The 14830-nt window shown below is 28.6% G+C and carries 11 protein-coding genes and 1 pseudogene; 1 reads left to right on the top strand and 11 read right to left on the bottom strand.

Translation table 11 applies throughout. The features are described 5' to 3' along the window. Positions 1-57: 57 nt before the first annotated feature. The 9 genes from Ctaglu_RS08985 to Ctaglu_RS08950 all read right to left on the bottom strand — a co-directional run bounded on the left by Ctaglu_RS08985 (position 58) and on the right by Ctaglu_RS08950 (position 11921). Positions 58-1029 carry an aromatic acid exporter family protein gene (locus tag Ctaglu_RS08985; RefSeq protein WP_125000214.1) on the bottom strand — a complete coding sequence of 324 codons (972 nt, stop codon included), beginning with the start codon at positions 1027-1029 and terminating at the stop codon, positions 58-60. A gap of 148 nt (positions 1030-1177) precedes the next feature. Next, the gene (locus Ctaglu_RS08980) at positions 1178-2005 is read right to left on the bottom strand and encodes a metallophosphoesterase (RefSeq protein WP_125000210.1); all 828 of its coding nucleotides are present in this window, start codon (positions 2003-2005) and stop codon (positions 1178-1180) included. A 132-nt stretch (positions 2006-2137) separates the two neighbouring features. Then, positions 2138-4459 carry a glycoside hydrolase gene (locus tag Ctaglu_RS08975; protein ID WP_185732635.1) on the bottom strand — a complete coding sequence of 774 codons (2322 nt, stop codon included), beginning with the start codon at positions 4457-4459 and terminating at the stop codon, positions 2138-2140. 61 nt (positions 4460-4520) lie between these two features. Further along, positions 4521-5891: a HAMP domain-containing sensor histidine kinase gene (locus Ctaglu_RS08970; protein ID WP_125000206.1), complete on the bottom strand. Its 1371-nt coding sequence runs from the start codon at positions 5889-5891 to the stop codon at positions 4521-4523. Continuing rightward, positions 5881-6528 carry a response regulator transcription factor gene (locus Ctaglu_RS08965; protein ID WP_125000203.1) on the bottom strand — a complete coding sequence of 216 codons (648 nt, stop codon included), beginning with the start codon at positions 6526-6528 and terminating at the stop codon, positions 5881-5883. The genes Ctaglu_RS08970 and Ctaglu_RS08965 overlap by 11 nt, the downstream gene beginning before the upstream one ends. Positions 6529-6935: 407 nt before the next feature. Continuing rightward, on the bottom strand, positions 6936-7100 hold the full coding sequence (locus Ctaglu_RS25075) for a hypothetical protein (protein ID WP_185732634.1): 165 nt from the start codon (positions 7098-7100) through the stop codon (positions 6936-6938). 109 nt (positions 7101-7209) lie between these two features. Beyond that, entirely contained in the window at positions 7210-7809 is a 600-nt protein-coding gene (locus tag Ctaglu_RS08960) for a type 1 glutamine amidotransferase family protein (protein ID WP_125000200.1), read from the bottom strand. 603 nt (positions 7810-8412) lie between these two features. Beyond that, complete coding sequence (locus Ctaglu_RS08955) at positions 8413-10194, bottom strand: ABC transporter ATP-binding protein (RefSeq protein ID WP_125000197.1); 1782 nt, start codon at positions 10192-10194, stop codon at positions 8413-8415. After that, the gene (locus Ctaglu_RS08950) at positions 10191-11921 is read right to left on the bottom strand and encodes an ABC transporter ATP-binding protein (protein WP_125000195.1); all 1731 of its coding nucleotides are present in this window, start codon (positions 11919-11921) and stop codon (positions 10191-10193) included. Before Ctaglu_RS08950 ends, Ctaglu_RS08955 begins: the two co-directional genes overlap by 4 nt. 107 nt (positions 11922-12028) lie before the next feature. Between Ctaglu_RS08950 and Ctaglu_RS08945 the strand changes: the two genes are divergently transcribed. Beyond that, entirely contained in the window at positions 12029-12859 is an 831-nt protein-coding gene (locus Ctaglu_RS08945) for a MerR family transcriptional regulator (protein WP_125000193.1), read from the top strand. Between the two features lie 139 nt (positions 12860-12998). Here Ctaglu_RS08945 and Ctaglu_RS08940 read toward each other — a convergent pair. Next, positions 12999-13360 (bottom strand): annotated as a pseudogene (locus Ctaglu_RS08940) (YccF domain-containing protein). A 52-nt stretch (positions 13361-13412) separates the two neighbouring features. Beyond that, the gene (locus Ctaglu_RS08935; protein WP_125000191.1) at positions 13413-14828 is read right to left on the bottom strand and encodes a sensor histidine kinase; all 1416 of its coding nucleotides are present in this window, start codon (positions 14826-14828) and stop codon (positions 13413-13415) included. Between the last annotated feature and the right edge of the window lie 2 nt (positions 14829-14830).

The following is a 14830-nucleotide window of genomic DNA, read 5'->3' as shown; positions in this document are numbered from 1 at the left end:
GTATACCTTTTATGTTCTACATAATAATTAGCATTCCTCCAATGCATTCAATATTTTTTATCTGTATAAATTATCAATAGATTCTTTGAACTCTTTTTTAATAATTAAAAAATCTTCTAAATCATTTAAAAATTGAAATAGCAATGCCCTATTTTCAAATTCATTCCTATTTTTCGGTAGTTCCATCATTTTATAATCACTCCTAAGTAAGTCGAGTTTACTTATAAGTTCGATACAATCATTATCTTCATGAATATTAATTGCAACATTTTCAGTAAACTCTGATAATATTCTAGTTTGTTCATAGGTCATATAGAACCTTGAAAAATGTCTTTTCATTCTTTTTATTGCATCTAATTGTGTCATTCTCATATCTATATAGCTTACATAATAATTATTGCTCTTAAATAAATTATTATTATTTATTATTTGTGTAATCAATTTAGTACTTACAATTAGTTGTTCTATACTCAAAATCACCTCTTGTTCATAAATTGGTACAGCTTGAGTAACTAAACTCCTTGCCATATCTGATAATATTAATCTATATTGCTCTTCTATCTTCTCTTTATTCTTTTCAAAACTCTCCTGGAGTGGTGCTGTAAATAAATTAAATACCATGGCAACCCCAATTCCTATAATAGTTAACCCTATTTCATTTATAATCCAAGAAATACTAATATTTGTACTTATTAAAAGATGCGTTGATAATACTGCTCCAATAACCATCCCCTCATTTATTTTTAAGATATTTGTTATTGGAATAAATATAAGTAAAAATAACCCAAACACTATAGGATTATTTCCAAGTAGCATATATAGCATAAACGATAAAGCAATAGCCACCGCAGATGAGATTATTCTCCTACCCCCAACTAATAGTGCTTCTTTCTTTGTATCTTGAATACTTAATATTGCAATTATACCTGAAGTTACACCAAATTCTAATCCCAAATAATTTGATATGATAATTGCTATTGTGGCAGACAAGGTTATCTTAACTGTTTTCGATTGTATATATTTTATCATTTCTCAACTTTTCCCCTACTACCATTAATATGGTATATTTTTTATTGCTTTGTAACATAGTAATATATGCTTAAATTACTGTCAACCTACGCATCTGACTTTCACGGTTTATTCTAGAAATAGTTATGCATTTATACACAATTAAATATTATATTTTTAAATTAAAAATCGAAATTTGTGGAATATTAAACAATCTAAATGGTACTTTTGTATTTCCGAGTCCACTATTAACATATATTTTTGTGCCTCTAGGGTTGCCTAGTTTATAAAATCCCTTTGTATATTTTTCTGATAGTACATTTTTCTTTAATGGACCGTAAAGTGGGATGTATATTTGTCCACCATGGCTATGTCCACTAAGCACTAAATCAACTGGATAATTACTATATCCCTCTATTAAATCTGGCTCATGTAACAATAATAAATTTATAGACTTATTGTTAATTCCATTCATTGTTTTATCTACATTATGATTTCCCATTAACCCATCATCTGCTCCAAAAATTCTTATATGCTTATCCTTAAACAAAATGCTTATCCCCTCATTTTTGAAAATCTTAAATCCACCTTTATTCATTATATCATCATAGTATCTAACAGCACCTCCACCATAGTCATGATTGCCGTATATAGCATATTTACCTATCCTACATTTTATTTTTTTAAGTGTATCTGCTACATTGTAAATTTCATCATAGGTTGAAGCATTATCAATTAAATCACCTGTAAATACCACTATATCAGCATTTAAAGCATTAATTTTTTGGACCACCTTCTCTAGCTGATCTAAATTGTAAAATTGTCCAAGATGTATATCTGTAATTTGCACTACCTTTAACTCTTCCTTTCCATTTTTATTGATTGTCACATTATGCCTTTTTACAATTAATAAATTTCTTTCTATAAAGGTTGTATATATCCCTAGTAAACTTATACATAATATTGTCCAAATAATAATTTTTTTTCTCATTCTCATTTTTTATCATATCCTTTAACTTTAGTTTTAAATTATTCTAATATCCAAATAAATGTCCCATGTTACATGCCTTTACCTTTTAAATGAAAAAGCTCTAGCTTATATATAATTTATAAGCTAGACCTTAGTCCTTTATGGGGTATATTTAATTTTACTTTTTCCATCAATTATAATAAGAGATTTTGCAGCAATTTTTTCTCCATAAGTATTAACTTCTTTATTAGAAAAATTAGCTATTACCTTTAAATCTTTTCCGTATTTAGTCATTTGAACGGATCTATCCTTTGATAGAATTTTAAAATCTGTCATTTCCATAGTAATTGCCTTTTTACTAAAATCAGACCAAGTCTTCGTATGTTTTACAATAACCTCTTTATTCTTATTCCACTCATTTTTATCAATATGATAAAGTGGTGGCACATTATATAAAACCTCATATAACATTCTATTTTTCACTTCATCTTTTATTTTTAATGTACCAAAACCCCACCAATAAGAAGTTATGACTGAATCATTATAAACTAATTTGTATAATGGAATTGTATAAGCAGTATCCATAAATAACTTCTTATACTTATCCTTTATAGGTACCTGCTTTGAAAATAACTCTGCTACTCCTCCATTACTTGAATAATATCTTCCTACATAATATTTACTATCCTTATTTTTACTCATATCCTTATCCATCCATGAAAAGGCTGGGGTTTCTATTCCATGAGCAAAGGCTATGGATTTACTTGCAAAATCATTTCCGCCTTCACTTCCAACCACCATATTAAACTGTTTTTGAATGTATTCCATTCTTTCTATTCTTGCCTTTATATCTTCTGCTTGCGTTGTAGGATGCGCTTTAGAATAATCATCCACCACTTCTCCTGTTGCATCTGTATCTAAAAACCAAGAATTAAACTTTAAACCAGTCTTTAAAATAGATGACACTCTATCTTTTACACTTGGCATAGCAAAATTTGGGTTTAATTTTCTTCCCGTTCCATTAAACCCCTCTATCTTCTTACCCTCTTTATTGGTTACAGTGGCATTTTCATAAAGAGATGTATCTGAAAATTTTGCTGTGGACCACTTTTCTTCTCCTGGCTTATGAATTGAATGATAAGAATCATAAGTACCTATTAAATATCCCAGTTTATTTGCCTCACTAACTAATTTTGGATTTAAAAAGCCTTCCTGCCAGTCATCTAACCCTAGCCACATTTTATCAATACCTGACTTTTTCATATCGTAAAGTACATTAACAGTATTCGCATCTGCCCATTTTTCAATAGGATCTGCTGCCTCTCCTAAAGATGATTTTAATAAACTTTTATTTAAACCTATTAATTCTAATGGATTTAACTTATCTATACCTTTTTCTATCAATGCTTTACTCTTTTTATCTAAATTCACAAATAGCTTAGGATTATAAAACTCCTTTAACTGTACTAGCGAATTAAAATTTTTTATAATTCTATCTTTTGTATATTTATCAATATACTCTAAAGAATCTATATCATTAAAAACAGTAGCTAGCTCTCCACCATCTTCAACCTTTGTTTTTAGTAACTTCTGCATCCAAAGTTTTAATTCTTGTGGAATTTTTCCTTTTAGCTTATTCCATTTAATATTTTCCTGGGATATTGCTGACCTATCCCAAAAATAAACGTGTGGTGCTCCATAAAGCTTTTCAATATTTTTATTGTCCTTAGCCTTATCCTCTAAAGACTTAAAGTTTCCCTGTCCAGCAATAAAACTTTTATAAGTTTTGGCTATATCTACCGGATTATTCTTAGTTAAATAAATTCTAAACCCGTAATCCTTATTTTTATTTATTGAAGGATATTCATGATTAAAAGTAAATTTAATATTTTCTTTAGTATCAAATTTAACTTCATTATTATAAGGATTTTTAATTATATATAATAAGGAATAATTCTTTTTGCTTGATGCAAAAAACTGCATAGAAAAAGACTCTAAAGTTTTCATTTCATTATCATTTAAATATTCTTTCCAAACTTTATCATCCTTTGGAATATACTTGCCCTCATTTAATGGAAGCATATATGCTTCTCCCGTTACTTTGGGCCATGAAAATTTATTTTCACCCTCTTTAATACTGGATTTTATGGATACATCTAAATACTTATCTTTCTTTTGAATTTGCACATCAATATTTTTCTTTTTATAACTCCAAGATATTTTATCTCCATTGTTCTTTAAGTTTGATACTTCCATTTTTTCTAAGGGTTCTGATACTGTTTCTGTGGTTCCATTAGATTCTACTGTTACCTTAAATGTTTCAGGTTGGACTTTAAATTTAAAATCTAAATTAAAAGCCATAGTATTAGTTTTACTACTACTTAAAACTACTTTGTTATTACTTAAAATAGCTTTATTACAACCTGTAAATAATGTTGTTACTGTTATCGCTACTAAAAATAATGATATTCTTTTTTTCAACTAAATCACCTCATAAAGAAAATACTATAGAAATGTTACACCAATGTTACAAAACCTATATTTAAAATATTATATAAAATTCAATCTTATCTTCTTTTACATTAAACCCAAAGTTGAGATTATGTTTTTCTAATATTTTCTTTACTATAGATAGACCTAGTCCTGTACCAGAAAGTTCTTTACTCCTTGATTTTTCAAGCACATAAAAAGGATCCCATATATTTTCTAAATTTTCTCCACTACTTTCCTCTAATCCATTCACTATAGAAAATATTATATTATTGTTTTCTTTAAATATTTCTATTTGTACCTCATTATTGTTAGTATACTTTATTGCATTTGTAATTAAATTATTTAATACAGTATCAAGCCCTTCCTCATCTGCGCAAATAATATATTCATCATCTTCATTTATATTTAATATAAATTCTATGTTAGCTTCACCTATAAGTAGTTTGTATTTTTTTAAAACATCTTTAACCTTTTTCTTTAAACTAAAACTAGATTTTCTTAATTCTTTTCTCTCAAGTTTTGACAAAAATAAAATATTTTCTACTAAACTATCCATATTGCCTATTTGCTCTTGAATTATATCCATATATGTTCCATCATCTAACCCATCCTCAATACCATGTCCATACACCTTTATTAAAGCTAAGGGAGTTTTAATTTCATGAGCCATATCTGAAATCAAAGTCTTTAGCCTTTCATTTTGAAGATTAATTTCCTTATGTGCCTGCTCTAAGCTTTCACTCATACTATTTATACTTATAGCAAGTTCTTCTATTTCATCATTTGTTTTAATTTCTTCTTTTCTAAAATTTAAATTAGCAATATCCTTTGATAATTTTTTTATAAGTTCTAATGGTTTTATTATTTTCCTCGAAAAAATATTAACTAAAATTAATATTAAAATTATAGAAAATATATTTAAATATATATTAAACTTATTTACAATGTCTATAGTTTCCCCCATATAAGGTAGTGGCATTGCTATAGCAACTATGTACTTATCAACCTTTATAAACTTTGTTAATACCTTATATTTTGTTACTCCTTGATCATATATCTTATTTACACTTGTACTAGCTAGCTTGCTCAAAGTATCTTCTGTAACCCAAAATTTATTTAACTTAATTTTTTTCAAATCAAATTTAGTTATTAACTCCGCATTAATATTATTAATGCCATTACTTAGCTCTGAATAAACTATAGTGACACCATTTTTCTTTTCTATTTGTCCTATATTTTTTAAAATATAATCTGTTTTTTCTCTGCTTATCCCCTCAGAAATCTTATTTAATGCCTTTGTTTTTTTAAATATATAATATCTATCAATAAAGAATATATTTATTACCATAGAAACTATAGTTACAAAAATTGTAACTGAGGCTATAGACAATCTCAATTTTTTACTTATTTTAATTTTCATCAGCCTCCATACTGTAACCAAGTCTTCTATAAGTTTTTATACTATCCTCACCTATTTTTGATCGGAGCCTTCTTATATGTGTATCTACCGTTCTATAATCTCCCTCATAATCCATCCCCCAAACTAAATCTATTAGCTTATCCCTAGATAAAATAATTCCCTTGTTTCTAACAAATGAAATCAAAAGATCATATTCTATTTTTGTTAATTTTAAAGCTTCTCCATTTTTATATACCCTTTGCTCATCTGTATTTATTTTTATATCATTAATATTTATCACATCACTAATATTTATAAGTTTTTTTGCCCTTATTAAAAGTATTCTAGGATCAAAAGGCTTTTTTATGTATTCATCAGCTCCACAATTTAACGCTTTAATTTCATCTTCATTTTGCGTTTTCGCCGTTAAAATTAGTACCTTTGCATTACTATTTTCTTTAATATATTTGCAAACCTCAACACCACTAACTTTAGGCATCATCCAATCTAAAATTGCTAAATCAATTTTATGCAAATGAAATAAATCTAAGGCTTCCTCACCATCCACTGCTGTAATTGTATTAAACCCTTCCTTTTGAAAATAGGCTGAAAGGATTTTCACCATTTGTTTTTCATCATCAGCAATTAGTATATTCAATTAAACCTCTCCTTTTCACAACTTAGCACTATAGCTTTTATTTAGATTATACCAAAAGATAAGTATTCTCTCTATAACATTTATACCTTTAACCTTATTAAACATATAATGTAGTTTAATAATACTTTCATACTGATCTGTAGTTAGTCCTAATGTTTTTTGTTAATCATAATTTATTACCTCACTTTTAATCTATACTCTTATTATATATTATAGTTCGTATTAGATAAGCAAAAAGTTCCTATACTATTTAATGATGTAATTGAAACTAATAAAGTAGCTATAGTTCGTTATTTTTTTGAAATGCGACGTAAAAGTGCCGTAAAATTCAATTCTGAATAATACGGCATTTTAAGGAATCATTCGGTTTTTATAGTTGTGACGCTTAATTAGAAAAATGCATCTTACTATGCATCATAACCAATACTTATTACTTTATTACAATAAGGACAAATATAAATAACAGTGGAGGTAAAAAACCCTTTATATAATCGTTCTATTGTATCCAATTCCTTCTCGCAATATGGGCATAAAGGTATTTTGTCTACATCAACAATTTTAATTTTTGCCATATTCTCACCCCTTTTTATTATATTTAGATATTAAATTACTATTTCACAATTATTCAACAATTTAAGAAAAATACGACAGAACTGAATATAAAATTACGTTACATCAAATCTACATATGTGGCATAGGTGCTTCATAACAACCATATTTATAAAAATTGTACCATTCAAGAATACTTTTTTCGGGTGCAACTTCTAACGCAATCATTACTTCTTTAGCGAATTCCAAAGGCGCTGTGCCATTTGCTGTAATAATATTATTATCTCTCACTGCCGGTTGCATCATATACTTTTCTTCTCCCATATAAGCATCTCCAGCCCATTGCTTCAAATCATTTAAATCATTACTAGTATGTTTGACATTGTTTAGAATACCCATTTTACCTAGAAAAACCGAAGCATCACAAATACCACCTAAAACTTTTTTGTTGTTCAGAGCATTTTCTACTAAAGGCTTAACCTGCTGAGCCTTCTCAGTTCTCCATGACATTCCACCAATTAGAACTAAGCCTTCAAAATCAGTTGGAGCAGATTTAATATCATAATCTGGAATAACAGTAAATCCACCTAGTGATTTAATACTATCTTTCGTCAAGGAAACAGTTTTTATAGAATATACCTCTTGACCCAATGCAAGAATTAGCGAAGATACATAAGCAGCTTCCCAATCAGCATACTTATCCAAAATAACAAATAATACAGTTTTTTTCATTACATAACCTCTTTTCTAAAATTTTATTAGTTATAACAAATAATAATTAAGTATACATCAAATTACTATTTATTAAGTCGTTTTACATCGTTCATATATCGCATTAAAATACGATATCGTCTTAACTAATGGTAATTATAGCATATTTCTATATGAATAATCACTATTTTTGTAAAACATAGTAAATATTCTTATTTTTAAATACCGTATTATTCAGTTTTCAAAGACCATTATTCGTGTTTCCCATTCCAATTGTTAAGACGTACTTTTATCATATGTCATCGCAAGTAGCCTAACATTTAATGATATGGGCTTTTAATATATTAAGATGTATGTAAGCGTCAAATTTTCTCCGTATTTATTTTTAGAAACTTTTTTTGATAAACTAAATCCAGTAGTAAGCAACAAGTGCTTTTCTACTGGATTTTATTTTAATCTTTTTTACCATGAAGATTCTTATTTTGTAGTCTTACAGTTTCATGTAGTTCCTTGGGCCAATGCACTTATTTTAATAACGTATCGTTATCCTTGTTTTCTAATTTTATTTTCAAATTCTTTTGATAAATGGAAATAAACCCTTGTAATAAAATTAGGATAATTAATTTAATTTGCTACCTGACTCCCAAATTGACTATTATAAAGTTTTTCATAGAATCCACCCTTTTTCATTAGCTCATTATGGGTTCCTTGTTCTATAATATTCCCTTCATCTATAACCAATATTAAATCTGCATTACGAATAGTTGAAAGTCTATGTGCAATAACAAAGCTAGTTCTTCCTTTCATTATATTCCTCATAGCTTTTTGGAGTAATATTTCGAGTCTAGTGTCAACTGAACTAGTTGCTTCATCTAATATTAATATTGCTGGATTTGATATTATAGCTCTTGCTATAGTCAAAAGTTGTTTCTCTCCTTGAGATATGTTAGAAGCTTCTTCATTTAAAAACATGTTATACCCATCTGGAAGAGTTTTAATAAAGTGATGTACGTTAGCTATTTTAGCGGCTTCAATAATTTCTTCCTTGCTAGCTCCAAATCTACCATACTCAATATTTTCATGAATTGTTCCATTATATAGCCAAGTATCCTGAAGAACCATACCGAATATAGAACGTAAATCTTTACGTTTCATATCGCGAGTATCCACTCCATCTATCTTTATAGCTCCCCCTTGAATATCGTAAAATCTCATTAATAAATTTATTAATGTTGTTTTACCTGCTCCTGTTGGACCTACTATAGCAACCATTTGACCACTTTTTATCTCTGCACTTAAGTCCTCAATTAAAACCTTATCGTCATTATATCCAAATTTGACATGTTCAAAAGTAACATTTCCAAGCGGATTTTCTAATTTTATAAAATCAACTTTATCTGGAATTTCTTCCTTTTCATCTAATATTTCAAATACACGTTCAATTGCTGCAAAGGCTGATTGTATTGCAGCAGATAATTGCGTCACCTCAGAAATCGGTTGATTTATTTGCCAAATATAACGAATAGACGCTTGAAGATTACCCACTGTCATTATTCCATTTATAGCATATATTGCGCCAAAAATTCCAATGGCTGCAACTCCTAAATAACTTACTAATGAAACTAATGGAGACATTATGCTTGATACAAATTGCGCCTTAAATCCAGTATTAAAAAGTTCTTCATTAATATTTTCAAAATCTTTTATAGCATCTTCTTGCTTTCCGTATAGTTTTATTTCATTAAAGCCAGTATATATTTCTTGCACTTTACCATTCATTTTCCCCAAAGCGCTTTGCTGTTTATAAAATAGATTTTGTGATTTACTAACTATATATTTTAACAGTAAATAGCTTATAGGTATTATAAGTATAGCTAACAATGCAAGTTTTATATTAATTGTAAACATCATCGCAATAGCTAGAGTTAGTGACAATATTGAATTTATAACTCGGCTAAAGCTCTGTTGGAGTGCATTAGAAATAGTATCTATATCATTTGTTATACGGCTCATCACATCCCCATAGCTATTCTTATCAAAATAACTTATAGGTAATTTTCTAATTTTACCTTGGACAGCGTTTCTTAAATCTTTCATAGTATTTTGAATAGCATTAGTTAATAATAAACTTGCTAAATATGTGGATAATGTTCCAAAAATATAGATAAAAGCCAATACTCCTAATACTCTTAAAATATAATTAAAGTTAACAAAAGCTCCTTTTGCACCTTTTGCTATATTCATAACATCTTTGGCAAGACTAGTTGTAATTAGTCCTTCTATTTTTGGAGCAATAGCCGTAAAAATAGCAGCTACTACTATAAATAAAATTGCAGCAATAAATAGTTTTCTATATACCTTTACAAAAGGAGATATTTTTCTTATAGTATCCTTTAACTTTTTCATTGTTCCAGCTCCTCCTTTGTAAGTTGAGATGATGCTATTTCATAATAGATTTCGCAGGTTTTTAGTAATTCTTTATGAGTTCCTATTCCTACTATCTCGCCTTCATTTAATACTATAATTTTATTAGCATCAATTATAGATCCTATCCTCTGTGCAACTATTAAAAGTACGGACTCTCTAGTTTCGTCCTTTAACTTTTCTCTAAGCATTGCATCTGTTTTAAAATCTAGGGCAGAAAAGCTATCATCAAAAATATAAATTTCAGGTTTTCTAACTAATGCTCTTGCAATAGATAATCTTTGCTTCTGCCCTCCTGACATATTAGATCCACCTTCACTTACTAATTCTTTAAATTTTTCAGGTTTACTATTAATAAAATCATAAGCCTGAGCTACCTTAGCAGAATGTTCAAGCTCCTTTTTATCTGCATCATTTTTACCGAATTTAATATTAGTGCTTATACTACCAGTAAACAGCAAGGTCTTCTGAGGTATAAATCCCATTTTTCCACGTAATGCCTTTAAATCATAATCTCTTACATCTACTCCATCTATCCTTATGCTGCCTTCTGTAACATCGTAAAATCTTGGAATTAAATTAACTAATGTACTTTTCCCAGAGCCTGTACTTCCTATAAATGCTACTTTTTCTCCTTTTACTGCTGTAAAGGATATATCTTTTAAAACTGGAAGCTCTCCATCTGGATAAGTAAATGTAACATTAGCAAACTCTACAATACCCTTAATAGCTGTGTCTTTAACGCCATCTTTAGGATTTTTAATAATAGGCTCTTCATTTAATATCTCCTGAATTCTATCTGCTGAAATTTGTGCTTTTGGATACATGATAAACACCATTGAAAAAAGCATAATAGAGAACATTGCATGGAATAAATATTCTATAAAGGCTACCAGTTGTCCAACCTGTAGTGTTCCTAAATTTATCATTTTGCTAGAAATCCAAAAGATAGCTAAAATAGCTAAATTCAATAACAAAAAGAAAGATGGCTGAGAAATTGCCATAAGCTTATATAACTTCTTAGACACATTTGTATAGTCATTATTAATTTCTTCAAATCTTTGTTTTTCATGTTCATCATTACCAAAGGCCCTGATTACCCTTGTTCCAGTTAAATTTTCTCTTGAAATCCTATTTAATTTATCTAATTTTTTCTGTTGTTTTTCTGATATTGGATAAGCTATCTTAGCTATAATAATTACCCCAAGCACTATGAATGGTACTGTTATTGCTAATACTGCAGACAATTGCACGCTGGTTCTTATAATCATCACTAAACTTACACTAAACATAACGGGTGTAAGTAATGCTGTTCTTAAGAGTGTGGTTGTAAACTGTCCTAATTGAAAAACATCATTGGTTGTTCTTGTAATCATTGATGATATTCCAAACTTATTATATTCACTATGTGAAAATTCTTGAGATTTTTTAAAAATATCGTTTCTTATATCTCTAATCATACTGGTAGAGATTTTTGAAGAACAGTATCCTAACAATATTGTACCCATGGCACCAACTATAGATATTCCTACAATTATAATACCCATATGTTTTGTATAGGCTATATCCTTATTAACTATTCCAGTGTCAATTACTCTAGCCATTATTGTTGGAATGCCGAGCTCGACTAATGCAAATCCAAAAATCGATATTATATTCAGGACTAGAAGCAGTTTATATTTTTTTATGTATTTTAATATTAGTTTCATTGCTTATATTCGCTCCCTTTTTAAGTATTCTTGAAATATTATTGCATAACGCTATAATATAAGTATAAAGTATACAGTTACCGTATAGTCAAGAGGAGAAATTAGCTATGAATGAAAAATTTAATAAATACTTTAATACTGGAGATTTTGCGAAGTTATGTAATGTAAAGAAACAAACTCTTTTCCATTACGATGATATTGGCATTTTTTCCCCTGAAATAAAAGATGATAACGGATATAGATATTATTCCTATCAACAATTTGATGTTTTTAATGTTATTACTATTTTAAAAGAAACAAATATGTCTTTGAAAGAGATTAAAGCTTACCTTGATAATAGAAGTCCCAGTACACTCGTTGAATTGTTAAAAAATAAAGTATTGGATATAGATATTGAAATAGAAAATCTAAAAAGAATACGTAAACTCATGGAAACAAAAATTTCTATAACAGAAAATGCGTGTATAATAGATCATTCTAAGATTAGTTTAGAATATTTTGATGAGGAGCATCTAGTTCTTAGTAATTCAATTGAAAATGTAAGCCATAAAGATTATTTTAAAATTGTGTCCGAGCATATGAATTATTGCACTTTAAATAATCTTAACGCGGGACATTCTATTGGAGCAATGATTAGTAAGGATAATATATTAAAAGGAGTAGCTGAAAATTATTCCTTTTTATATACAAAGCTATATTCTAATAATGATATTCCTTTTACTTTTACTAAACCAAAAGGACTCTATTGCATCGCGTATCACGAAGGAGACTATAACTCTATCGACAAAACCTATAATAAAATACTACAATTTTTAAAAAACTCTAATATAGTTATAGGAAAATATTCTTATGAAGAATTCCTTTTAGATGAAGTAACAGGTAAAGGCTACGACAATTATTTAACTCAAATTTTAATTGAAGTTGAAATCCCTATTTAAGTGAAAAAGTTTTTAAAAAAGTCTACGTCATTTATGGTTGGTTTCACCTTTGATAATCCTTAAACAAAAGGTAAAAACCCCCGACTTACGTCGAGGGTTTCAATGGTGGATGCGAGCCTACTATAGAGCTAATTTATATCTATTGTATTTTCGCTCCAAAAGGTATCAGCCCAAGTTTAGCAAATTTGAAATGCTGAAGTCCAAATGGTATTCCTACAATTGTTACACAAAAAATCACACCTGTAATAAAGTGCCCTATGGCAAGCTCCAGCCTAAAAAGATTATCCAAATCACATTGAAAATCAATCCTCCAACCCCAAAATTACCAAGCTCTATTTCTTTTCCAAAAGGCCACAATACAAATACTGAAATCTTAAAGCATTGAATACCAAAGGGTATTCCAATAATTGTGACACACAAAATTAACCCTGCTAAAGACCATGCAATAGCTGAAATGATCCCCCCAAATAATAACCAAATAATATTACCTATAAAATTCATCGTAACCCTCCATTTTTATTATGCTGAAAAAAACTTTTAAAAAAATACTTATTTATAAATATATTTCTATTTCTGTACCGCGTCCAAGCTCACTTAGTATCTTAATTTCGCCATCATGCGCTTTTACTATATCATTTGCAATAGCCATTCCAAGCCCTGAACCCTCATGTCCCTTTCCGGTATTTGTCCCCCTATAATATCTTTCGAATATATGGTTTAGCTCTTCCGGTCTTATTCCTTTTCCGTTATCACTTATAATAATTTTCAAGTTATCCTTCTTTTCAACGGACACTTTTATATTTACGCCCTCTTCATTATGAACTATTGCATTATATATTAAATTTTTCATAGTCCTCATTATAAGACTAGCATCCACAAAAGCTTCTATATCTTCATATTCACAAATGAAATCAATATCTACCTTCGCGTTACTCGGGTCGTTTAGTATGTCAATTACAGCATTTCGTACCAAGCTGACCATATTTACTTTTTTCTTGTTTAACTTCAATACTTTATTTTTTAATCTTGTTGTTAAATTCAAATCATCTACAAGTTCTTTTATATAGTTGGCCTTACTGTCTATTATTTTTGAATACTGTTTTACCTCTTCTTTTGATAAATCATAATCATCGCTGCTTAAAAGTTCCGCATATCCTTTTATAGATACCAGCGGTGTCTTAATATCATGTGACATATTTGAAATCCATTCTTCTCTCATCTTATCAAGTTTTTTTCTTTCTATTTCATTGCTCTTAAGAGTTGATGAAAGGTTGTTTAGGTTTCGATAGACCACAGTGTATATACCCTTTTCGGATAATTCTAAATTATAATTTCCATCAGATAATACTAGAACCCCATTTATTATATTACTTAAAGGTCTAGTAAGCCTTCTCGAGAACAAATATGCAAAAAATAATGCAATAAGTACGTCTAATATTAAGATGCTATAAATAGTTCTACGGATAGTTTCCACAAAATTATTCATGCTAATAGTAAATACTTGTCTTTCAACCTTAACACGTGGAAATCCTATTATATAGCTATATGCACGCCCTTCTATTTTTTTTTCACCTACAAAAATAGTTGATAATGCTTTTTCATCCGAATATTTATATTCATGGATCAATTGAAAAGGAGTATAACTTTCTTTTGTACCTTTTGGTTTTCTATAACTATATATCTCACTACTTTTCTCATCTAATATCTGTATCCATATATCGTTGTTACTCAAACTTAATTTCCCATTATTATCTACAGAAATAGTTTCTTTATTACCTACAATATATTCACTAAAATTTCTAGTATAATCCTCTGCGCCTAAACCTTCTAATTTTTTCTCTATTATGGTGTTTTTCGTATTATCGTTATGAATTGCAAAAGAAAAAATTGCAATAATATTTATAATCATTACAATTATAACTACAGAAACCACAGTCCACATGAATCTAGCTATTAATTTCAATTTCATAT

The organism is Clostridium tagluense, assembly GCF_003865095.1.
In the GTDB taxonomy this organism is placed as follows: domain Bacteria; phylum Bacillota; class Clostridia; order Clostridiales; family Clostridiaceae; genus Clostridium_AD; species Clostridium_AD tagluense.
Note: the sequence above shows the minus strand (reverse complement) of the source record. Positions and strands in the feature narration are given on the sequence as shown.